The sequence below is a fragment of the Bacteroides sp. AN502(2024) genome, from assembly GCF_041227145.1.
Lineage (GTDB): Bacteria > Bacteroidota > Bacteroidia > Bacteroidales > Bacteroidaceae > Bacteroides.
Genome location: NZ_JBGFSP010000003.1, coordinates 2698417 through 2719446, shown reverse-complemented (window position 1 = coordinate 2719446; position 21030 = coordinate 2698417). Strand labels below are relative to the sequence as shown.

At 43.4% G+C, this 21030-nt stretch carries 24 protein-coding genes and 2 pseudogenes; 7 read left to right on the top strand and 19 right to left on the bottom strand.

Going from position 1 to position 21030, the window contains the following annotated elements; genetic code table 11:
- Positions 1–11 precede the first annotated feature (11 nt).
- Complete coding sequence (locus tag AB9N12_RS10555) at positions 12–1010, bottom strand: M28 family metallopeptidase (protein WP_369892860.1); 999 nt, start codon at positions 1008–1010, stop codon at positions 12–14.
- 161 nt (positions 1011–1171) lie between these two features.
- Between AB9N12_RS10555 and AB9N12_RS10550 the strand changes: the two genes are divergently transcribed.
- The 4 genes from AB9N12_RS10550 to AB9N12_RS10535 are packed head-to-tail and all read left to right on the top strand — an operon-like array spanning position 1172 to position 3083.
- A complete protein-coding gene (locus tag AB9N12_RS10550; RefSeq protein ID WP_369891994.1) occupies positions 1172–1615 on the top strand; it encodes a phospholipase in 444 nt (147 codons plus the stop codon).
- Positions 1615–2427: a metal ABC transporter permease gene (locus AB9N12_RS10545; protein WP_369892859.1), complete on the top strand. Its 813-nt coding sequence runs from the start codon at positions 1615–1617 to the stop codon at positions 2425–2427. The genes AB9N12_RS10550 and AB9N12_RS10545 overlap by 1 nt, the downstream gene beginning before the upstream one ends.
- A 12-nt stretch (positions 2428–2439) precedes the next feature.
- Entirely contained in the window at positions 2440–2853 is a 414-nt protein-coding gene (tsaE, locus tag AB9N12_RS10540) for a tRNA (adenosine(37)-N6)-threonylcarbamoyltransferase complex ATPase subunit type 1 TsaE (protein WP_369891992.1), read from the top strand.
- The gene (locus AB9N12_RS10535) at positions 2850–3083 is read left to right on the top strand and encodes an immunity 17 family protein (RefSeq protein ID WP_369891990.1); all 234 of its coding nucleotides are present in this window, start codon (positions 2850–2852) and stop codon (positions 3081–3083) included. Before tsaE ends, AB9N12_RS10535 begins: the two co-directional genes overlap by 4 nt.
- Here the strand turns inward: AB9N12_RS10535 and AB9N12_RS10530 are convergent.
- The 6 genes from AB9N12_RS10530 to AB9N12_RS10505 are packed head-to-tail and all read right to left on the bottom strand — an operon-like array spanning position 3078 to position 9158.
- Positions 3078–4388, bottom strand: coding sequence for a DUF58 domain-containing protein (locus tag AB9N12_RS10530; RefSeq protein ID WP_369891988.1), 1311 nt, complete (start codon positions 4386–4388; stop codon positions 3078–3080). The two genes, AB9N12_RS10535 and AB9N12_RS10530, sit on opposite strands and share 6 nt — an antisense overlap.
- A complete protein-coding gene (locus AB9N12_RS10525; protein WP_369891986.1) occupies positions 4389–5363 on the bottom strand; it encodes an AAA family ATPase in 975 nt (324 codons plus the stop codon).
- An 11-nt stretch (positions 5364–5374) separates the two neighbouring features.
- The gene (locus tag AB9N12_RS10520; protein WP_369891984.1) at positions 5375–6646 is read right to left on the bottom strand and encodes a DUF4350 domain-containing protein; all 1272 of its coding nucleotides are present in this window, start codon (positions 6644–6646) and stop codon (positions 5375–5377) included.
- Positions 6643–7260 (bottom strand): DUF4129 domain-containing protein, encoded by a 618-nt coding sequence (locus tag AB9N12_RS10515; protein ID WP_369891982.1) that lies wholly within the window; start codon positions 7258–7260, stop codon positions 6643–6645. The genes AB9N12_RS10520 and AB9N12_RS10515 overlap by 4 nt, the downstream gene beginning before the upstream one ends.
- 16 nt (positions 7261–7276) lie before the next feature.
- A complete protein-coding gene (locus tag AB9N12_RS10510) occupies positions 7277–8215 on the bottom strand; it encodes a hypothetical protein (RefSeq protein ID WP_369891980.1) in 939 nt (312 codons plus the stop codon).
- Positions 8196–9158 (bottom strand): stage II sporulation protein M, encoded by a 963-nt coding sequence (locus AB9N12_RS10505; protein ID WP_369891978.1) that lies wholly within the window; start codon positions 9156–9158, stop codon positions 8196–8198. Before AB9N12_RS10505 ends, AB9N12_RS10510 begins: the two co-directional genes overlap by 20 nt.
- Positions 9159–9259: 101 nt before the next feature.
- On the opposite strand from AB9N12_RS10505, the gene AB9N12_RS10500 reads away from it, so the two are divergent.
- The 3 genes and pseudogenes from AB9N12_RS10500 to AB9N12_RS10490 all read left to right on the top strand — a co-directional run.
- A complete protein-coding gene (locus tag AB9N12_RS10500; RefSeq protein WP_369891976.1) occupies positions 9260–9985 on the top strand; it encodes an RDD family protein in 726 nt (241 codons plus the stop codon).
- 48 nt (positions 9986–10033) lie between these two features.
- On the top strand, positions 10034–10150 hold the full coding sequence (locus AB9N12_RS10495) for an AAA family ATPase (protein WP_369891974.1): 117 nt from the start codon (positions 10034–10036) through the stop codon (positions 10148–10150).
- Positions 10151–10279: 129 nt separating this feature from the next.
- Positions 10280–10504 (top strand): annotated as a pseudogene (locus AB9N12_RS10490) (PD-(D/E)XK nuclease domain-containing protein); the annotation flags it as partial.
- Between the two features lie 82 nt (positions 10505–10586).
- Here AB9N12_RS10490 and AB9N12_RS10485 read toward each other — a convergent pair.
- From AB9N12_RS10485 to AB9N12_RS10430, 12 genes and pseudogenes are all read right to left on the bottom strand, one after another.
- Positions 10587–10922 (bottom strand): hypothetical protein, encoded by a 336-nt coding sequence (locus AB9N12_RS10485; protein WP_369891972.1) that lies wholly within the window; start codon positions 10920–10922, stop codon positions 10587–10589.
- 31 nt (positions 10923–10953) lie between these two features.
- Positions 10954–11268, bottom strand: a complete 315-nt coding sequence (trxA, locus tag AB9N12_RS10480) for a thioredoxin (protein ID WP_369891970.1) — start codon at positions 11266–11268, stop codon at positions 10954–10956.
- 154 nt (positions 11269–11422) lie between these two features.
- On the bottom strand, positions 11423–12049 hold the full coding sequence (locus tag AB9N12_RS10475) for a hypothetical protein (RefSeq protein WP_369891968.1): 627 nt from the start codon (positions 12047–12049) through the stop codon (positions 11423–11425).
- A 45-nt stretch (positions 12050–12094) separates the two neighbouring features.
- Positions 12095–14520, bottom strand: a pseudogene (locus tag AB9N12_RS10470) (GumC family protein).
- A gap of 12 nt (positions 14521–14532) precedes the next feature.
- Entirely contained in the window at positions 14533–15327 is a 795-nt protein-coding gene (locus AB9N12_RS10465; protein ID WP_369891966.1) for a polysaccharide biosynthesis/export family protein, read from the bottom strand.
- A 39-nt stretch (positions 15328–15366) separates the two neighbouring features.
- Positions 15367–15828, bottom strand: coding sequence for a WbuC family cupin fold metalloprotein (locus tag AB9N12_RS10460; RefSeq protein ID WP_369891963.1), 462 nt, complete (start codon positions 15826–15828; stop codon positions 15367–15369).
- 5 nt (positions 15829–15833) lie between these two features.
- Positions 15834–16832 carry a glycosyltransferase family 4 protein gene (locus AB9N12_RS10455; protein ID WP_369892858.1) on the bottom strand — a complete coding sequence of 333 codons (999 nt, stop codon included), beginning with the start codon at positions 16830–16832 and terminating at the stop codon, positions 15834–15836.
- A 7-nt stretch (positions 16833–16839) separates the two neighbouring features.
- Complete coding sequence (locus AB9N12_RS10450) at positions 16840–17592, bottom strand: phospholipase D-like domain-containing protein (protein WP_369891962.1); 753 nt, start codon at positions 17590–17592, stop codon at positions 16840–16842.
- A 195-nt stretch (positions 17593–17787) separates the two neighbouring features.
- Complete coding sequence (locus tag AB9N12_RS10445) at positions 17788–18882, bottom strand: glycosyltransferase family 4 protein (protein WP_369891961.1); 1095 nt, start codon at positions 18880–18882, stop codon at positions 17788–17790.
- A 15-nt stretch (positions 18883–18897) separates the two neighbouring features.
- A complete protein-coding gene (locus AB9N12_RS10440; RefSeq protein WP_369892857.1) occupies positions 18898–19503 on the bottom strand; it encodes a serine acetyltransferase in 606 nt (201 codons plus the stop codon).
- 183 nt (positions 19504–19686) lie between these two features.
- Positions 19687–19911, bottom strand: coding sequence for a hypothetical protein (locus AB9N12_RS10435; RefSeq protein ID WP_369891959.1), 225 nt, complete (start codon positions 19909–19911; stop codon positions 19687–19689).
- Positions 19912–19919: 8 nt separating this feature from the next.
- Positions 19920–21029 (bottom strand): glycosyltransferase family 4 protein, encoded by a 1110-nt coding sequence (locus AB9N12_RS10430; RefSeq protein WP_369891958.1) that lies wholly within the window; start codon positions 21027–21029, stop codon positions 19920–19922.
- Position 21030 lies beyond the last annotated feature (1 nt).

Genomic DNA, 21030 nt, shown 5'->3' with positions numbered 1-21030 from the left:
CAGAAACCATATTAAAATGACTTCTCATTCGCCATCTTCCACATATTAAGGAAAGACGCTTTCGTGATTTCTACAATTTTATCCCAGTTCAGCCGGTCGGCATGATCGGAAGGCTGGTGATAATCAGGATGTCCGTCCGTATGATACCAAATGATAGGAACGCCAACTTTAGCAAATGTTCCGTTATCACTTCCGCCTATCGGACGATCCCATGCACGATAATCCGGTTCCAACCGCAAGCCGTATTTCCTGATATCTTCTTTCAGCCAATCACCAAAAGCAGGATGGGCAGCCGTATAAAAATAGACCACATGACGAGGTTGCTGAGGTTTGTTATTTCGTCCAATCATATCAAAGTTCAAATAGCCTTTAATTTGAGAGACAAAAGGACAAGTCTGCACAAAGTATTTCGAACCAAGCAACCCTTTTTCTTCTCCGTCCCAAAAAGCAAAAATCACATTTCTTTCCGGCTGCTGTCCACTGGCTACAAACGCTCTTGCTATTTGCAGTACCGCTGATACACCGGACGCATTATCATCCGCACCATTATAAATTTGGTCACCATCGAGTGCAGGATCTATCCCTAAGTGGTCGAAATGTGCACCTACAATCACATACTCCTTATTATTTTTACCGGGAATCATACCTAATACATTCCTCATGGAAAGCTTTTGGTGCACTTCCTCCTTTAGCTTGTCAATAGAATCGGGATGGACTTCCAGTCTCCCTTTCTTCTGACGTTCTTTGCGATAGGCATCAAAAGGCTGAAAATAGTTGTCAGTCAAAGGTTGTACCCCCATCCATTGCAGTAAAGAAGCTATGTATTCCGAGGATACACGAGATCCGTGAAATCCTGCTTCGCGTCCCTGCAGTTCGTCACTTGCCAAAAAGTTGATCGTAGCTTCGGCAGAAGAGCGGTTGATACTTTCCAATCCTTTTTCCAAAGGGGTTTGTGCAAAAGTTATGACTCTTGTAAACAATAGTCCCAACAATACCAAATTCAACTTCATCATATCCTAAATTTTAACGTTATATATATTAGTTAACAGTGAGACCCTTACGGACAGTACTTTTAATTTATAATGTACAAAAGTAAGAAAAGAAATAGATACCATACATGTTAGAATGCAAATTTATAAGTAACTTTGCAGAAATTTGATTTAGTACGATTATGTGGATACTCATTATAGGTCTGGTATTGCTGGGTGTTGTCGCACTGATAGCCGGAATCATCCGCAACAAAAGACTGCAAAAGAAAATAGAGAGAGGCGAACTGGACCACATGCCGGAAGTGAAGGAGGTGGATACCGAATGTTGCGGACAACATGAGGTGTGCGAAAAAGATAGCCTGTTGGCTGCTGTCAGCAAGAAAATCGAATATTACGATGATGAGGAATTGGATCAGTTCATCGGTCGTGAAGGGAATGCGTACACGGAAGAAGAGACAGAACTGTTTCGGGATGTATTGTACACCACCAAAGATGATGAAGTGGCAGGATGGGTACGCAGCCTACAACTTCGCGGCATTGAATTGCCGGACGAGCTTAAAGACGAAGTATTCCTGATTATCGGAGAAAGAAGAAACGTAGAAGTAAAAACGGCGAGTGATAGATGATGGGGTTACTGCAATATACATTCTTTCAACATGCCCTGCTGGGAAGCCTGCTGGCAAGTATCGCCTGCGGGATTATAGGAACATACATCGTCACCCGCCGCCTGGTATTTATCAGCGGTGGAATCACGCATGCTTCTTTCGGCGGAATAGGCTTGGGACTGTTCGCTGGAATTTCCCCGATACTCTCCGCCGCCGTCTTTTCCGTACTGTCCGCCTTTGGAGTCGAATGGCTCAGCAGACGAAAAGATATGCGCGAAGATTCTGCCATTGCCGTATTCTGGACGCTGGGCATGGCACTGGGAATCATGTTCAGTTTTCTATCACCGGGATTCGCTCCCGACCTGTCAGCCTATCTTTTCGGAAATATCCTGACTATCAATCAAAGCGACTTATGGATGCTCGGCATACTGGCACTGTTGCTGGCCGGATTCTTCTATCTGTTTATCCGCCCCATTGTATATATCGCCTTCGACCGTGAGTTCGCACGTTCACAGAAGATCCCGGTAGAGATATTCGAATATGTGCTGATGATGTTCATCGCGCTGACAATTGTAGCCTGTCTGCGTATGGTGGGTATCGTACTCGCCATTTCCCTTCTCACCATTCCGCAGATGACTGCCAACTTATTCACCTATAATTTCAAGAAAATCATCTGGCTGTCCATCGGTATCGGCTTCTTGGGATGCCTGGGCGGACTGTTTATTTCTTACCATTGGAAAGTCCCCTCGGGAGCTTCGATCATATTCTTCTCTATCCTGATTTATGCTATCTGCAAAATCGGAAAGAGTTATTGCAGAAAAAAGTCATCATAATAGATATAGTATATGGAAATCAAAATTCAATCACTGGAAAATATCCATGAAGCAGCCCGCGAATTCATTGCTGCCATGGGCGACAACACAGTCTTTGCTTTGTACGGCAAGATGGGTGCCGGCAAAACGACATTTGTCAAAGCGCTCTGCGAAGAATTGGGCGTGACAGATGTTATCACCTCTCCTACTTTTGCCATCGTCAATGAATATCGTTCGGACGAGACGGGGGAGTTGATTTATCATTTCGACTTTTACCGTATCAAAAAGCTGAGTGAAGTGTATGACATGGGATACGAAGATTATTTCTACAGCGGTGCCCTTTGCTTCATCGAATGGCCGGAACTTGTAGAAGAACTGTTGCCGGGAGATGCCGTGAAAGTGACAATTGAAGAACTGGAAGACGGAAGCAGAGTTATCAAACTATGACCGGACAATATATCGTACAAGGAATCTTCGCGTTGGCAGGGACTATCTCCCTGCTGGCATCATTGCTCAACTGGAACTGGTTCTTCACAACGCGCAACGCACAGACCATTGTCAGGAATGTAGGACGCAACCGGGCACGGTTATTCTACGGCATACTAGGGGTTGTCATCATCGGTATGGCTATTTTCTTCTTTGTGGAAACACGGAAAGCTTTGGGTCACTTATCATAGCAACTGCCGCGCTTTCATCTCCAGATACTTATTAATCACATCAATCGAAAGATTCTCCGGTGCAGTTAATAAAGAATAGATTCCATGCTGTTTCAAGGTGGAAACAACCAGTCGCTTTTCGTAAGCGAACTTTTCCGCAATCACATGGCGGTAATAGCCTTCCGTATCTTTAGCAGGAGTAGCCATGTATTCCTTCAGTTCGGCATCCTCAAAAAAGACAACAAGCAGACGGTGTTGGCGGTTCAATTGTTTCAGATAAGCCAACTGACGGTTCATACCGGATATGCCGGAGAAGTTCGTATACAACACCAACAGGCTCCGTTTGCTGACATGCTTGTTCAGATGCACGCAAAGAGCCGAGAAATCAGTTTCTCCGAAAGAGGTCTTCTGACTGTAAAGTTTCTCAAGCAACGTCTGCATATATCCCGGTTGCTTGGCAGCAGGGACAAACGTATCGAAATGCTCGTCAAAAGTCACCAATCCCGCCTTGTCTTCTTTCTGCATCGCAACATACGAAAGCACCAGCGAAGCGTTTATCGCATAATCGAGCAAAGTCATTCCACGAAAAGCCTGCTGCATCACACGCCCCTTATCTATTACATTATAAATCTGTTGCGAACGTTCGTCCTGATAAACATTCACCATAAGCTCGTGCCGGCGGGCACTCGCTTTCCAGTTGATCGTACGGTAATCATCGCCCTTCACATACTCTTTTATCTGCTCAAACTCCGTATGATGACCTATCCGTCGAATACGTTTTATTCCTAGTTCGGTAAGATTATCGCTTATAGCCAGTAATTCATACTGATGGAGCATCAGATAAGACGGATATACCTTTATGTCCAACGGTTCACCGCAGGTATATCGCCTGGAAACCAAGCCTATACGCCCGGTTACGAAAATCCGGATGTGCCCGAAGGAATAGACACCCCGACGCGTAGGACGAAGCCGGTAACTGACAATTTTTCCTTCGTTTGCCCGGAGAGTGACACGAAAGTCGATATCACGCTTCTGAAATATAAAAGGAATTTCATCAATGATCTCCAGAGCGACAGGACGGGGATAACGACTCTCTACCCGGATACTTACCTCATTTTCATCTCCATTGGAGAAACGGTCGGAACATTGCCGGAATGCCTGAATTCCACGAACACTATAAAGCAGATAACCATCCGTCCATACAGTCAGGAAAAAAGCAAAAAGCACCCACTGTCCGATAACAAAGAGCGGAGGAAAGGCGTATCCACTACCCAACAAGAGGATGATTACGACAAGGGCAATATAGAAACGACGGGTTAAATACATTTATTTAGGCACTTCTACTTTATCAATCAAGCGTTGAGTCACCTTCACCGGAGAATATCCTTCCATTTCCGCTTCCGCCGTCAGGATAAGACGGTGCTGAAGTACGTAAGGAGCTACAAACTTAATATCTTCCGGTGTCACAAAATCCCGTCCCTGCAAAAGAGCATAGGCTTTCGAGGATTGCAGCATAGCTACAGATGCACGTGGAGAAGCTCCCAGATATACAGCCTTGCTGGTACGCGTCTGCTGCACAATCAATGCGATATATCGGAGCAGCGTACGGTCCACAAATACCCGGCTCATGAAAGCCCGGAGAGAGAGAAGTTCCTCTTTGGTAATGGAAGGCGTAATATTGTCCAGTTTCACCAACGCAGCATGGTTATGATGACGTTCAAGGATATCCACTTCCTCTTCCAATGAAGGGTAACCCATTGTTATCTTCATCAGGAAACGGTCGAGTTGCGCTTCAGGAAGTTTGTACGTACCTTCCTGTTCCACCGGATTCTGAGTGGCAAGGATGGTATAGAGTTCGCCCATCCGGTGAGTGGTTCCGTCAATACTGATCTGACGTTCTTCCATCACTTCAAACAGGGCAGCCTGCGTTTTGGCAGGCGCACGGTTGATTTCATCCGCCAATACAATATCTGCGAAAATCGGTCCCTGATGAAATTCAAAGCCATTGCTTTTCATATTAAACACCGTCGTACCCAACACATCACTCGGCATCAAGTCCGGTGTAAACTGGATACGGCTGAAGTCAGCATCAATCAGACGGGCCGTCAAGCGGGCCAGCAGTGTCTTTGCCACCCCCGGTACCCCTTCTATCAGCACATGCCCATTAGCCAAAATAGCCGTCAGCACCAAATCCACCGTCTGCTCCTGTCCGACAATGACGGAAGCAATCCGGTCTTTCAACTCCTGTATCTTCTCGGAAAAGAGAGTTAAATCTACTCGCTGTCCTGTATTCTCTTCCATAAAATTCTTCTTTAGATATGATTGATTATTTCATTCATTTTATCAATAAACACTTTCATCTGTTCGGAGCCGATAGTGCGTCCACCGTAAAGCACCGGTCTGACTTCGTGGAAAAACTTCGCTATATCTTCAGCATCCATTCCCGTTTTCCGGGCAATCCTCTCGAAAGAACGTTTGTCATCCGCCACGTCTTCAATATCCACTTGGATCTTCCTCCGAAGTTCTTCCGCCAGATAGGAAAACTTCTTTCGAACCAGATCCGCATGATCTTTCTTTTGAAAGTAAAGCGTACCTATCAGTTCGGTAAATTCAAGAGATTTATTGACCGGCTCGTGAATAACAGGGATCACCCGTTGTCGCCTTTTCGCTGTGAATATCATGAAGAGTATGATGGTAATCATCGTCAGATATAACGCCCAACGAAGCGGCTGGTGTGCCAGCAGATAACGGAAAGGTGATTGCTGCACCTGTGCCGTTTCGTCCATATACCCCTCTGTGCGAACAACGGGAAGCTTTCCCATCTGCGACAACAAACGGAAAATATAAGTTGCATTCTTGCCATCCAACATACCGTAATTGGTAAAAATCAAAGGAGTGGAAACTAAAATCACCTCTCCTTTCCCCCATCGACGAGACATCGCCACAGGCATATAGACAAAGCCGTCCGTTGCCAGAGAATCCGCCTCCGTGTCATATACAAACTCATCCGAAGTAAAGACTTTCTGTGCCAGTACCTTTTCAGGAAGCGAGTCTCCCCAGAAATAAGAAGCGCACAACTGGGGATAAAAATAAAAAGTCTGACGGGGATAAACCGCCGAATCTCCCACCCAGCACAGACTGTCTTTTAACAAGAATGAAGTTGCATATTTCTTCAAAGCCATCGGACTGAAGTAGGAATAATAAGACCTGAAGTTCAAAGTATCTTCCAAATATCTGCCGAACAGGGTACTCGCCAACATGATCTTATCTCCGCGTTCCGCCATTTTCAACAGAGCGTTTACATCGACCTCCGACAATCGAAGATTATCGGAGATCACCAGTATACCTCTGCGTTGTGTCGTATCTTCCTGTTCCAACTGATAAAAACTTTTCCTTGAAAAGGAATACCCCTGTGGCAAAGAAGAAGACAACAGACTATCAAACAATGCACATCCAAAAGGCTGTTCATCATTATGACCGAAAGTGGGCTTCCACACAAAACCCTTCGGCAAATGATACTCTATCGCAAACATGATGAACAAAAAAGCAACAATAAAGAGAATAAACCAACGGCTTCCTTTCATGAACCGCCCCCTTTCCCAATCTCTCCTTGTAAAGTCAGCATCGTCCGGAAGAGTTCTTCCGTCGCCTCAAAGTTACCATAACGCACCCGCAGGAAATGATGGGTCAGTTGCCGGAAAGCCGGCATCCGAACTTCATTGATATATTGCGTTGGCGTTTTATAAAGCTGCCAGTCAATACGTCCTGCGTCACTAAGTTGTTTCAAAGTTTGCAAATAAAGCAAGCGTACCGCTTCCCGATAATCCTGACGGGAAAGTGCCTCTGCAATACCTCCCGGAAAATCCACACCGTAAATGGTATCTTCTTCAACCGTATAAGGCAACGGATTCTTCTGCGAAACCATAAACAATTCGGGACGTTTCCGATAGACAAACCAAACAATCAAAGCCAAAATGAGAATAGCAATGCATATCAGGATAAGCCCCGAATACTCTTCCACCAAACGGCTGCCGAATATCTTACGCATCCATTCCCCAAACTGCCTGCTGATCCACTCAAAGATATTCATCTCCGGAGTAATCAATTCACGGTTATAGTTGTATGCTGCGTCAGATTGCCAAAGAGCAACCTGCACTGTATCACAAACCAAGGTATCAGCCGGCGAAGTGAGATTCATCTAGTGGAAGTTTGTTTTAGAGTTTGTCAAAATTGTCAATATCACTTTCTACCGTTATGCTATCCACCACTTCCGATGCATGGCCATACTGATAAACCAGACCGACGATACTGAATATAGCCGACAAGTAAGAACCATACAACATCAGGATAGAGAACAGATATTGTGCAAAATTCAGTCCGACTGATGAAGAAATTTCCCCTCCGTCACTCATAGTAAAAACGATTTTTACAATATAGATAACATACCAAGGTATAGAAACGATACCTTGCAATACGCTGGCAATAAGCCCCATTACCAGTAATATCAGAAAGACTCCGCCCCACGTAGCGAATCCAAACCGAAATGTTTTCGCAAATGCCTCGCCAAACGAAATATCTTCAAATAAGTAGATGGGAGCCATTAATGCCAAAGGTACCATAAATGCAAATAAAAGCGGGATGGTCAGAATCAAAGTGAAAGGTGTCAGTACAGCCAACAGAACAACCAGAATGATAGCGAAGATGAACAAGAGACAGCAGGCAATCCCCATCAGGAACAGCCTTTTAATATTACGGAACAACAACGGTTTTATATCACCGAATACAATCCCGTTCAGGCGTTCTTCCCGTTCATTATACAACCGTACCATCGCATAAATCAAGGAAGTCAGTAACAAGGCTCCCAAACATGAAAAGAAGATAACTCCCGCATAATTCAACGCAAACGCAGGTCCCAAGGCAGCGAAAGGATTATCGCCTACATCTCCCGCTGTCTGTATGGCAGTAAGATCTGTTATGCTTCCCATCAGTCCGCTAAAGTTTGCAGCCTGAATCAAGCATACAGGAAGTATTAGATAAGTGGAATACTTAAACAACTGTTTCCAATTCTCTTTTATAAAATCAAAAGAAGCGTTCAACTTCTCACCGAAAGGACGTTTCACGTACATCGCAATCTTAGGTTTCTGTGATTCCATGTTTTTTTCTATTTGGTAAATAAATATAGTAGAAAATAATAAATGCCAGAGAAGTGAGTATCCCACCAAGCCTCAACAGATCGGGAAGCTCTGTATGTCGGGTAAGAAAACCTTCTATAAAGCCAGCCATAATGAACACGGGGACAGTACCGATTACGATTTTCAGTCCTCGTTTCGCCCCTCTCCGGAAAGATTCCAGTCTTGAGTAAGTACCGGGAAACAACCACCCGTTGCCTAAAGCCAACCCGGCAGCGCCGGCAACGATAATCGCCCAAATCTCAAGCGTACCGTGCAGCCAGATGGCAAGGCTGGATTCCCAAAGCAAATCGTGCTGATAAAAAAAAGTTTGAAAAGCTCCTACCATGATGCCATTGGAGAGAAGCATATATCCCGTACCGAAGCTGGTCAGCAGTCCCATTGCAAAGCAGTTGAAAGAGACCATCACGTTGTTAAGGGTAATACCCAGGAACATCGGCAGCTCAGAAGAACCGTTATACACCGCCATCGGCTCCCCATTGGCTATATTTTCTAGTGTCATATCCACATATCCATTCCCTAAAATCAGACGGACAAAATCCGGATCGTTCGCTGCTGATAATACACCTATCAGGACACTGGCCACAAAAATGAGGAACGAAGCCAACAATTCCCGGCGTGCGTCATACATGGTCAGAGGGACTTCCTGTGTCCAAAAAGTGATAATCCGCGTCCACTTCTCACGCTTATTCCGATAGATTTCATTGTGCAATGCCGAAGCCAGGTTATTCAGATAAATCGTTATACGCGATGTTGGAAAATGTGTTTGGGAAAATGCCAGGTCAGCAGTCAAGTCCGTATAGGCATCGGCAAGTCGGTCGGGAGACAGGTTTGCAGCCTGCTCCACCACCTTCTCACTCTCTTTCCATTTCTCAATATTCCGACGGATAAATGTAACTTCCTTCATGCTTTCCCATAGTTTTCGGATAAGTTTTGTCCGAAACCGGAAGCAAAAATAAGAGATTTATGATATATTTGCAACGGAATCCTAAAAATGTTTAACCCCCAATGGCAGAATCTACAATAATCACCGGACAATTCGTCCGTATCAGCCAAACACCCGCCAGTATCGGCGAGCGATTTTTGGCATTAATCATTGATTATTTTCTGATTATTATTTATGTATGCGCCACAGCCGCCCTTTTAATGGAGCTACATTTACTATCGGAATTTCAGGCTATCTTTTTCCTGTGCATCATCTATTTGCCAATACTCGGATATTCTTTTTTGTGTGAGACATTTAATCACGGACAAAGCCTCGGGAAAAAACTGATGAATATACGTGTCGTCAAAGTGGATGGCTCCACTCCTACCATCAGTTCCTACCTGCTTCGCTGGATTCTTTTCATAGTTGACGGTCCACTGACAAGTGGCCTGGGGATTTTTGTCGTCCTGCTTACCAAAAACAGTCAGCGGCTGGGCGATCTTGCAGCCGGTACTATGGTGATTAAAGAGAAGAATTATCGCAAGATACACGTCAGCCTTGACGAATTCGATTACCTGACTCAGAATTATCATCCGGTCTATCCGCAGTCTGCCGATTTGTCGCTGGAACAGGTAAACGTGATTACCCGGACTTTGGAATCCGGTGAGAAAAACCGGGCACAACGCATTACGTCACTTGCAAAAAAAGTGCAATCACTCCTTTCCGTTACTCCACGAGACGAGAATCTGGAGAAATTCCTTCAGACAGTGTTGAGAGATTACCAATATTATGCGCTGGAAGAAATATAATTCGTTTTTATCCTTACCTTTGTTCGTATAGAATAAAACAGAACGATTATGACTAGAATAACCATTCCTTATGCAATAGCTGATTTTGTAGATATTCGCGAACGGGGTTTCTATTACGTCGATAAAACGAACTATATTGCGAGCCTTGAAAATTACAAAACTTAACCCAAAACTTCAATGATCTGAATTGAGCTCCTGTAGAAGTAATGGTGGAACATAATCGTGATTTATTCGGAGACTTCCAGTTTACGAATAAAGGAGACGCTTCGAAAATGCTCGAAGAAGTCTTGATGTATGCCCGGCACGGACTATTACACAGACGACCGGGTAGTAGAATTCAAATACTATCACAATAAAGAAGCTGAAAAAATGTTGGCGCTCATCCAACCGCTTCCACAGCACGTGGAACAGGTAAAAGGATACGCAGCGGACGCAAAAAGAAAATTTCCGAATTATAAAGTCAGAGCCTATGTAGTATATATATGCGGGAATAAAGGTTATAGATGCTGGGAAGTGTAAAAGTTCAGAGCAAAGAAAATCCTGAAAGATTTGCATCTTCCAGGATTTTCAGAATTTTATCTACTAATGAGACCGGTCCTATTTAATCCACCTGCCCCAGAGAGTTTCCATATTCCATCTCTCCCTGAACCACAAAAAGGATCTCTTCCGGATCATATTCTCCTTGTCCGTCACTCTTAGCTTCTTTTACAATGTAAGCCACAACCTCATCCAAATCGATGTTGACGTAACCGTCTCCATCGGGTTGAGCGTCGAGAATGCCACTTTCAGAGTAATACTCATCGATTACATCGAGAAAATAATACAATTCATCATCCGAGAACTTCTCTTTCAGTTCTTGAGGCAGATAGTTCTTGATAAACTCGATGGTCTTTTCATCATCGGCATCTGCTAATAAAAAATCATCTTCCAGTCCCATTTTTCAAGTATTAAGTGATACGTATTGTCAACTATAAAAGTTTCTTTATTTTTTCCGCAAATACCGGTTTGCCAACTGCGCCTACCTGCTTGTCTACGATCTCACCATTCTTGAAAAACAATACGGTAGGAATATTGCGGATACCGTATTCGGCCGCCATATCACCATTCTCGTCGACATCGCATTTGCCGATGATCACCTGTCCTTCAAACTCTGCAGCCAATTCCTCCATAATAGGAGCCACCATTTTGCAAGGGCCACACCAAGGAGCCCAAAAATCTACAACAACCGGTTTCCCTTCTGCCAGAACCTCTTTATAGTTGCTGTCTGTAAATTCTAAAGCCATTTTTTAAGTATTAATTATTAGTTCATTAACTATTATCGCCACAAATATAATCAAATTATCCCATTTTGATCAACTTTCATTAGAAGTTTTACAATGAATATTGAAAATCAGGCATATACTTAAAAAATTTAGTCCAACCCAAGAAATCAAGAAACTACCCTTCTAACTTCTCATATAACATCACCGCCTTTATCAACCGCAGATTCTCCCTGCAAAACCAAGGAAAATCAATGCAGCGGAAATCAACCTGAAATTCCTCCAGTAAATCATAAAGGCGAATATCCCGTATGAGGTCACGAACAGAAACGAACAACAACAAATACTTCTTTCTTTTGCAATAGAACAAAGCCTTCTGCAATTCCGCATAAGCAATGTTTTCTCCTGTTTTACACGTTGAGACTTCTTTATCACAGAAAGACAATTGAATCTTCAACGAATGGTTCTGCTTCAAATATTCCGTCAATCGTTCTTGCACGATAGACGAAGAAGCATCCCCATATAATACGACATCCTTATATTCCATATCCGATATCTCCCTGGAAAAAGAATTTTTAAAGTCAGCATGTAACATATTATACTCTTTAAACAAACTTTGTTTCGTAGGTTTTCGCAACTTTTCAACAGAATAGAAAGCATACCTGAATACGAAATGTGCCCCTCGCTTCTCTACAGTTTCCTGCTCGGAGAAAAAAGCGTGTAAACGCACCTTATTGGTTTGAAGAAAATGTGGGGGAATCTCTTCAAGCGTATGGGTGATGTATTCAATGATCGTCTTCTTCATATATTCAGATACACCTCCACCGAGTCATCAGAGCAACAACAGTTTTTACTGTTTCTGACCATAGCCATAACCATAACGCTTGCCATAGCCGTAGTACTGTCCGTACTTACCATAACCGTAATAATAGCCATACTTCCGCTTCTTCAGGTCGACACCATTAATTATCGTACAAAGATGAGGCAACTTATTCCCCTCAGCCAGTTCATTGATCAATGTATATTCCACCTTATGAGTATAGTCGGCACGACACACATACACCGATAAATCAGCCACACGACCTATCAGTAAAGTATCTGTCACCATACCAACGGGAGCAGTATCCATGATCACATAGTCAAAATTCTGCTTCAAGGTTTCTATGGCCCTGTCCAGTCCGTTACGCGCCAGCAGTTCCGTAGGATTAGGAGGAACCGTACCTCCCGGAAGAATAAACAGATTCTTATTGACATCGGAAGGTTGAACAAACGCCATCAGATCCGCCTCAGGATTGGATAGATATTGAGTAATCCCTTTCTCCTTATGAGAAAGCCGGAATACCTTATTCAGACCGGGCTTACGAATATCCAACCCGACAATCACCACCTTCTTTCCCAAAAGAGAAAGACTGATTGCCAGGTTCGACGAAACAAACGACTTTCCCTCACCACTGATTGTTGAGGTCACAAGGATCACCCTACAATCATTCCCCAACATAAACTGAAGGTTGGTCCGGATATTACGAAAAGTCTCACTCATCAAATTATTCCTATTCTCAAATACAGCAATGGAACCATCCCCGGCATCCTTCTCGTCTGTCAACGGGATATCACCGATAACCGGCACACACGTCAGCTTCTCTACATCGGCACGACCTTCGATCTTGAATTTCGTCAGTTCAATCAGATAGATGATGCCAACGGGAATACCGACACCCAGTACCAATGCAATCAAATAGATCACGGATTGCTTGGGAGATACCGGCACATCGTCAGCGATCGCTTCATCGATAATCTTCGCATTGTTCGCCGTGGCAGCCAGCGCAATCGCATTCTCCTCACGTTTCTGCAACAACATCAGATACAATCCCGCTTTGATCTCCTGCTGGCGTGCAATACTTACATAAGCACGCTCCTGTCCCGGAGCATTGCTGATACGCCGCGAATAGCGGCCGGCCTCACGGTCCAGATTCTCTTTGGTGATCATCAGCCCCTGCAAGGTGCCCTCAAGAGTGGCCTGCACATTGGCTTTCATCGCACGGATACTCGTATCCAGATTGACAATGGCAGGATTGTTCTCTGTCGATGTACGCAGCAGACGCTTACGCTCGACAAGCATCTCGTTGTAACGCTCCACCGCTCCGTTCAAAGCAGCGTCCTGCAAACCCACATTGCTTGGCAAGACTTCATATTCATTTCCTTGCAGATACTTACGCAAATCATTCACCAGACTGATCTGAGTACGATTCTCCACACTTTTCTTTTCATACTCCGCATTACCTGCCAAAGCAATCTGTGCCTCGCTCGTCAAATCCGTGATACCTGCGTCACGTTTGAAAGACTCCAAGTCAGCTTCCGTACTTCCCAGTTCTTTTGAAATGATACCGATACGTTCATCGATAAACTCTGCTGTCTTCTGTGCAATTTCATTCTTATCATTATTCGTATTGCGATTATACATTTCAAGCAACTGATTGATAAAATCCTGACCACGCTGCAAACTGGAGTTCTTCAACGAAATCACAGCCACGGAAGTAGTCTTAGAGGTCGGTGCGACAGACAGGTTGTTACAATACCCCCTTACCACACTCATCGGTTTGTGGACAGTCGCTGTGATATGACGCACCTCCCCTCCCTTCCGAGAAACCTTCGTTCCATCCTTCAAGGTTACCGAATCAACATGCTGGAAGAAAGCCAGCGTACCCTCGTCGGTCGGAAAAATAGCAGGCAGTTTCTCAAAACGTTTCCCATACACCTTCTCACCTATGGTCACATTCACATCTATACTGCCTTCAGGCTGCAAGGCCATCTCCACCCACATCGGAGCACTCAGTTTCTCAGCCTCCTGAGGAGTCAGACTCACCTGTACCGGAGAAGTCTTATATAAATCTTTAGCCGGAAATTCATCCTCATCCTTATAAGTTATATACAGCCCCAACTGATCAACCACCTCTCTTACGAGAGTTTTCGAGCGCAGGACTTCCAACTCGTTATCTATGTTTTTAGAAGAAGTCATCAGACCACTTAACCCCATATCCTCCAATCCGGAAGAGAGTCCTGCACCTCCCCCTTCTTGTCGTCTTTGATGAGAACAGTGGCGGAGATATTATAAATGGGAGTAGCCCATTTCAGATAAAACCACGCCCCTACAAGACATAGCAGCACTGTCCCTACAAACCAAGGCCAGTGAATGATATATTTAAAAAGCAGCGCCTGAATATCCGTCTGCTCCTCAGACATCTGACGTTCCTTCCCTTTTTGATTTTCTTCTTTCATAACTCTTTCCTTTTATTTCAAGATGTTAAACAATAAACTAGCGATAGAGACAAGGATGGAAGTAGCAGAAAACCATAGGCTTGTACTGTTTCCGACATCCGAATTCCGAGCTTTTGCCTTGTTCGGAGTAACGTAGATGACATCATTCTGCTGCAGATAATAATAAGGAGAAAGAATGGTCTCCGCCTTGTTCAAATCCAACGAAATAATCTCCTGCTTGCCGGTAGCATCCTCCCGTATCAATTTCACATCCTCACGCAGTCCATATACAGTCATATCACCCGCCATTGCCAACGCTTCCAAGATATTCACTTTTTCATTGGAAATCGTGAAGGTGCCGGGGCGGGCAACTTCACCGATCACGGAAATCTTATAGTTCACCATACGTACTGTCACAATGGGCGTTTCCTTGATATAAGGTCTCAATTTTTCCACAATCATCTGTTCGGTCGCTTTCTTGGTCAATCCACCCACATGAAGTTCGCCAAGTACAGGAAAGTTGATATTACCGTCGTTATCCACCAAGTATTGCTGTAGAACCGGCTGAGTGGTTGTATTACCCAAAACAACATTGTTTTGTGTAGCCACTGTCAAATTGAAAGGTGCCGCCAGTTCGGGACTCGTACAGGACACTACTATCGTCAGCAGGTCTTTCGGCATGATCTTGGCATCATACAACGGTGCATTTTGAGTACTATACGATACCGCTTCCGCATCCTGCAAGTAAGGAACTTTTTTGTAAGACTGGCAGGCTGTTAACAGAAAAGCTGCCAATACGCAATAACCCAATTGTTTTATTCTCTTCATATATTTCTTTCAAATGGTTTTATACTATCGTTATAAAATTCAATCATTTTTATCAAGTATGTTACCCGTGGACAAATTCCTTGCTATATATGCCCCGTCTTTTGCTTCAAAAATAACAGAAGGCTCTATAACATGTATCGTATGCCATGCCCCTGCAGGTATCTGGATACCAAATCTACCTTCTGCAGGAGATAGTATATGACGTGAAACTTCTTTAAAGCTTTTTTGTCTTGTCACATCATCGCAACAAGAAGTCGTTTCATGAACATATTCATTCACTTCTTCATAGATAATTTCTTCTAATTTACCTACAAGACAAATTACAGTTTCCGTTGTCTTTTCATGTCGATGAATAGGAACCACTGTTCCCGGAAGCAATGCGTTGAGCATGCGTTGGCTGGTATCGGCAGATGAAGTGCGCAGGTCGAGGTTCTGACGCAAACGTGGATTCTCTTTAGCTTGTTTAAATAGCTTGCCTAAAAATTCTTTATCAAATTCCATAATCGTTATTGTTTCAATGATAGGAGATATTCTTCATGCAAGTGATAGTATTTTTTCATAAACAAGATATATGCGGCAGCCAATACAGTCGATACACACACCGAATATAACCAATGAGCAAGCACTGTATCGGGACAGAGATAGATAAATCCAAGAGAAATCACTAACTGTATGACCGCATACAGCAACGCTACTTTTACATGATTCATTTTCAATTCATTAGCCATGATCTGATAAGCATGCTTACGATGTGCCTCACCCAAGTTCTCGTGCAACATGATACGATGTACGATAGTCAGACAACCATCCACACCATATACTAACAGGAATATCAGCCAAGTGATATCCGCTGTCTTGATTATCACATTACCTAACAGAAACAGCATGATAAAAGCAATGCCGATAGAGCCAACATCCCCTGCAAAGCATTTCGCTTTACCCTTCGGACGGAAATTGAAAATGCAAAACACCAATGAAGCTAGAATCGTATATATAATCAAACTCTGTTCTACAAAAATACCATTCATATTCACCAGAGCCAATGGAATCAATACAGCCAAAGAGTATCCTGCTGTGATACCATTGATTCCATCCATGAAGTTTATCACGTTTGTTGCACCAACATACACTATTAGCGCCAGTAATATTATCCACCACATTGACCAATGCAGTATGCCGAGCTGATAGAACGCCATTGCGGCAGCTGCAAATTGAGCGACCAATCTTACAGAGTCCGGTAATGAATGGATGTCATCTACAAAGCTAATGCCTGCTACAAGTGTCAGACCCACTAGAAACCAAGGATATTGAAATCCGAAGAAGGTGCTCCAAATCCATATACCAATCAAAAAGATTATACCTCCGCCACGCAATACAATAGTGGAGTGTGATGAGCGTTCGTTGGGTTTGTCGATGATGTTGCATTTATCCGCAATACGGAAATAGAGGAGTTCTGCAATAAATAATAAAATGAAGATTATAAAATATGTTATCACATCATCCATATTTAGATTATTGCAAATTTTCATTTTCATTCAATTTCCAAATGCGATTGAATTCTTTTGTGTATGAAGAAGCGAGTTCAAGGGCATTTTTATGTACGAGCACATCTTCATCATTTTTTGTTTCTGCATTATTGGTCCAATTATACGGACCATCCAAAACTGTCTGATTGTCAATCACACAAAACTTACGATGCATTATACCATGCCTTTCGCCACGTATTTCAATATGATTTATATTACTAAGGTCAACGCCTTTTGACTGGTTTACTCCATCTTTATAACGAATAACTCTAACTTCACAGCCTTCAGCCTTCTTTTCTAATAACTTATCACGCAACTTCTCATTTGTAAACCATGCCATACATAAATCCACAGAGGCTTTAGCAGAGTCCAATGCAGATAGTATTCTATTTTCAATATCATTAAAGTGTACCTCAGATACTGTTGAAACAAATTCTTCATGTATTCCCGAAAGATATTTAGTCAATGAAATATTTATTATATCTTCTAATGCTCTGCCATCGACCATAGGTTTGGGATATACAGTCAAAGTATCACCTCCATGAGCTCTACTTTCAGATTTGGTAATACTTACGCTCTTTACCTCCTTGCGTTTTTCCAAGAGCATTTTATATTCATTTAAGTCATGATTGTCCAGAAAGAACACTTTGACGTATTCTTTATCAAACACTGTCCTTATTTCTGTTGAGAACTTTTGTTTCATCACTTTTGTTTCATTACTTTTGTTGTCTTTTTTCATATTCGTTTTGTATTAATGTCACCCCCCTCAGTAATTGGATTATCTGTCTAAAGACATAGGAACGAGGGCATCATATCCAATGTCCAACATTTCGCGTCAGTTTACCGAGTTAGGATAGTATGTTACACCTTTGGTATTGCCCAAAGCTACCTTCAGTAGCCCCAGCAACACCTTAGGTTTTATTCTCCTTCTGTTTTAGCAGTTAGCCACTTCGTCCAGATAAGCCTTCACCACAATCTGGCGGTCGAACTCACGCTCCACCTTCTCGCGTCCTGCCTTACCCATGGCAGCCTTCTCTTCAGCAGGGAGCAAAATGAACTTCTCTATCTGACGAGCCAAATCTTCTCCATCGCCCGTATTGAACAGGTAACCAGTCTTGCCATCTTCGACAACGTCCATCGTACCGTTGACCTTCGAACCGATACAAATTCGACCTGTAGCAGCCGACTCCAGCAGTACGTTAGGCACCCCCTCACCACCATGTGATGGCAGGATGGTGCAATGACACTTCTCTATCCATTGATCAATATCCTTTCGGAAACCGATATACTCCACCCATCCGACTTTCTGAGCGTCCTCCACAAGCCTCATGTATTCAGGTTGCTCGTTCCATCCAGCTATTAGAAACTTGGTTTTTACATACTTCTTTCGAATAATCTCAGCTGCTTGCAGATACTGGTCGATGCCCTTCAGCTTCATCACACGACCGATAAAGAGAAACCTGATCTCATCATCCTCAGGCAGAGGTATGAAAGCATGCTGTTGCAGGTTGCAACCCGACCCCGGAAGTATTGCATAGTTATCCTTCACAAGACCTTTCTTGATGAAGAAATCCCTGTCGCCCGTATTCTGGAAGAACACCTTATAGCACTTCTTAATGCTCAACTTATACAACATCTCGCAGATAATGCTCACCACCCCCATCTTCAGAAAGGTTGCACCCGTACCCGTGATATTACACACCTGACGGTACTTACCGTTGCTCGCTATCGTACCATAAATGTTCGGCTTAATGGTATAGCTGAAGATAATGTCGGGATTCACCTGCGGAATCATCTTTTTGTAGAAGCATATCAGCTTCAAGTCCTTTACAGGGTTCACGCCACGGCGGTCAATCTCCGTCTCGACGATATGGCAACCCAAATCCTCGAAAAACTTGTTCTCCTTACTCTTCGGGAGTGAAAGATACAGTTCGTGGCCTTGCTTCACCATCTCATTGATCATCTCCTTACGGAACGAATAGAGCGTAATGAAATGGTTAGCCAAAAATAGTATTCTCTTCTTTTCCACTATGTTGTTTTCTGATTATTCTAAAGTCTTTATCACCCTACAAGGGTTACCCACAGCTACACTATTGTCAGGAATATCCTTCACCACAACACTTCCTGCACCTATCACTACATTGTTACCAATCCTTACACCACCTATAATGGTCACGTTCACGCCCAATGTCACGTTGTCGCCTATCACCGGTCGGTTGTCGTTATCTCCATCTGCCTTGTTGCCCAAGGTAGTCAAGTGCCGGCACGAAAAGTTCTTGCCAATACTATTGGCGTTTATCTCACTCGCAAACGGATGAGCAAAGTATGCCCCCTCACCTATCTTTGTAGTCTTCGAGATCACGAAATACCTATCCCCTGGTCTCCACCATCCTACCAGCATTGCCATAACAGGCCCTATGCGGTGATAGAATAAGTTGCGGAAATAGCGATCGGTATGAAGATAGAAGAGCAGCATGCCTCCATACCCCATCCGTAACTCTGTCTTTCCCTTGCGTCTGTCAAGGTCTGCATTGACACCCCTTCTCAGCCCACCTTTGCAAAGGTATAGAATGAAATGCAGTATATACAGCCAGCAGAAGAGGATGGCTCCCAAGAGCTTGAACTGGTCTCTAAGTTTTCGTTTGTTCATCATTCGGTCTCCCAATATACCGGAAAGACTGCCAGCATGTCCCTCTAATTTTACACTACTGATTTTCAGAATATTACAAGTTTCCCTCTAAAGTTTTGATTACCTTTGCTGGAAAACCTAATCCTTTCCGGATTACCAAAGTCCATTCTTACCATGTGTCCGATGTGCACATTCTTGCCCAAATCACATCCGCAGAAACGCCAGATGGCGGTTCTTATTCAGTGGCTCAAGAAAATAACCTTTGTACAAATAAGTAAATAGTGCCCTCTTCACAACCGTACCTATAGCAAAACCGATGAACCCGAAGAAGGTTATCTGTCCATGTTTCTGCACATCGTTCAGCAATTTCATTTTGTGCAATACTCTATATACAAGTGTAGGCTTGATGCTTTGAATTTCTTTACCCATTTCAAACACTATTTGAATATTGTTCCAAATACTGATTTATACACCCTATAATCGAATGCCTTTACATTTTTACAAAATTCCTTCATTGTCACGATCTCAGCAGAAGAAAGCTTAGAGATGCGTTCCAGCACATCATCAAGCGAATGGTTATTATCCACTATAAAGCCATTAACTCCATCTTTTAGATAGTCGCCAATATTACTGGTGAGTGTGCCAATGATAGGTGTACAACAAGCCATAGATTCTACGAATTTTGTTGGGAATCCTGCATTATTTTTTAGATTACTGTCTCGAATCAGGAACTGGAAATCAGCATCTTGAACAGCTTTCACAGCCTCCATATGCGGAACTCGTCCATGGAAAATGATATTGTTGCATCTCTCAGGTAGGGGTCCATAGCCGGTTGTATAGTCCTCTTCTGTCATGCCAATCACGTCCATCTGCATATTCGGATGCTTCACAACAGTCTTGGCGATAATGTCGAGACGATCCTTCACGCCAAAGCCAGCATTGCCCGCATACACCAGTCGAATCTTTTTTCCTGCTTCCAGTACTCGAATGCGATTCCATTTCTCGGCTGTTAGATCTACTGTAGGTGGTACCAAAATGACATTGGTATAAGGCTTATAATATTCGTACAAGTAGCGGCTAATAGCTATCACACCATCCATTTTCTTCATGCAGTAGCGCATACGAAGATTGATATCCCAGTTACGGATAATAGTCCTTGGGCTCCATCCCTTTGTTGCTTCCCACTCCGTGAGATCATGCACCACTTTGATTCCTTTCTTATGACATGCTTTCAAAATTCGGAGAGAAGCCACAGCTGGAAAGTTATAGAGTACCACATAATCAAGCCTGCGTTCAAGAATAGCGGATGTTTCAACGAAAGTGAAGATCTGGTGCATCCACTGTTTTGTTCCCTGAGCATACGGTATAGGATTACTCTCAAAACCATTCACCTCTTTGGGGGCATTCTTAATGTCTTTCGAAATGCCGATAAATGACACCTCAAAGTCCATCTCCTGCAGCAACTTCGCATTCGCCATTACACGTTGTGCAGCCGCGTTTTTGTCTGGCAACTCAAATCCACCGAGGTAGAGAATAGATTTACTCATT

Bases quoted from the DNA above. Each gene is read 5' to 3' on its own strand.
- AB9N12_RS10555 (WP_369892860.1), bottom strand. From the start codon at position 1,010: ATGAAGTTGAATTTGGTATTGTTGGGACTATTGTTTACAAGAGTCATA.
- AB9N12_RS10550 (WP_369891994.1), top strand. From the start codon at position 1,172: ATGTGGATACTCATTATAGGTCTGGTATTGCTGGGTGTTGTCGCACTG.
- AB9N12_RS10545 (WP_369892859.1), top strand. From the start codon at position 1,615: ATGGGGTTACTGCAATATACATTCTTTCAACATGCCCTGCTGGGAAGC.
- tsaE (WP_369891992.1), top strand. From the start codon at position 2,440: ATGGAAATCAAAATTCAATCACTGGAAAATATCCATGAAGCAGCCCGC.
- AB9N12_RS10535 (WP_369891990.1), top strand. From the start codon at position 2,850: ATGACCGGACAATATATCGTACAAGGAATCTTCGCGTTGGCAGGGACT.
- AB9N12_RS10530 (WP_369891988.1), bottom strand. From the start codon at position 4,388: ATGTATTTAACCCGTCGTTTCTATATTGCCCTTGTCGTAATCATCCTC.
- AB9N12_RS10525 (WP_369891986.1), bottom strand. From the start codon at position 5,363: ATGGAAGAGAATACAGGACAGCGAGTAGATTTAACTCTCTTTTCCGAG.
- AB9N12_RS10520 (WP_369891984.1), bottom strand. From the start codon at position 6,646: ATGAAAGGAAGCCGTTGGTTTATTCTCTTTATTGTTGCTTTTTTGTTC.
- AB9N12_RS10515 (WP_369891982.1), bottom strand. From the start codon at position 7,260: ATGAATCTCACTTCGCCGGCTGATACCTTGGTTTGTGATACAGTGCAG.
- AB9N12_RS10510 (WP_369891980.1), bottom strand. From the start codon at position 8,215: ATGGAATCACAGAAACCTAAGATTGCGATGTACGTGAAACGTCCTTTC.
- AB9N12_RS10505 (WP_369891978.1), bottom strand. From the start codon at position 9,158: ATGAAGGAAGTTACATTTATCCGTCGGAATATTGAGAAATGGAAAGAG.
- AB9N12_RS10500 (WP_369891976.1), top strand. From the start codon at position 9,260: ATGGCAGAATCTACAATAATCACCGGACAATTCGTCCGTATCAGCCAA.
- AB9N12_RS10495 (WP_369891974.1), top strand. From the start codon at position 10,034: ATGACTAGAATAACCATTCCTTATGCAATAGCTGATTTTGTAGATATT.
- AB9N12_RS10485 (WP_369891972.1), bottom strand. From the start codon at position 10,922: ATGGGACTGGAAGATGATTTTTTATTAGCAGATGCCGATGATGAAAAG.
- trxA (WP_369891970.1), bottom strand. From the start codon at position 11,268: ATGGCTTTAGAATTTACAGACAGCAACTATAAAGAGGTTCTGGCAGAA.
- AB9N12_RS10475 (WP_369891968.1), bottom strand. From the start codon at position 12,049: ATGAAGAAGACGATCATTGAATACATCACCCATACGCTTGAAGAGATT.
- AB9N12_RS10465 (WP_369891966.1), bottom strand. From the start codon at position 15,327: ATGAAGAGAATAAAACAATTGGGTTATTGCGTATTGGCAGCTTTTCTG.
- AB9N12_RS10460 (WP_369891963.1), bottom strand. From the start codon at position 15,828: ATGGAATTTGATAAAGAATTTTTAGGCAAGCTATTTAAACAAGCTAAA.
- AB9N12_RS10455 (WP_369892858.1), bottom strand. From the start codon at position 16,832: ATGGATGATGTGATAACATATTTTATAATCTTCATTTTATTATTTATT.
- AB9N12_RS10450 (WP_369891962.1), bottom strand. From the start codon at position 17,592: ATGAAAAAAGACAACAAAAGTAATGAAACAAAAGTGATGAAACAAAAG.
- AB9N12_RS10440 (WP_369892857.1), bottom strand. From the start codon at position 19,503: ATGAACAAACGAAAACTTAGAGACCAGTTCAAGCTCTTGGGAGCCATC.
- AB9N12_RS10435 (WP_369891959.1), bottom strand. From the start codon at position 19,911: ATGGGTAAAGAAATTCAAAGCATCAAGCCTACACTTGTATATAGAGTA.
- AB9N12_RS10430 (WP_369891958.1), bottom strand. From the start codon at position 21,029: ATGAGTAAATCTATTCTCTACCTCGGTGGATTTGAGTTGCCAGACAAA.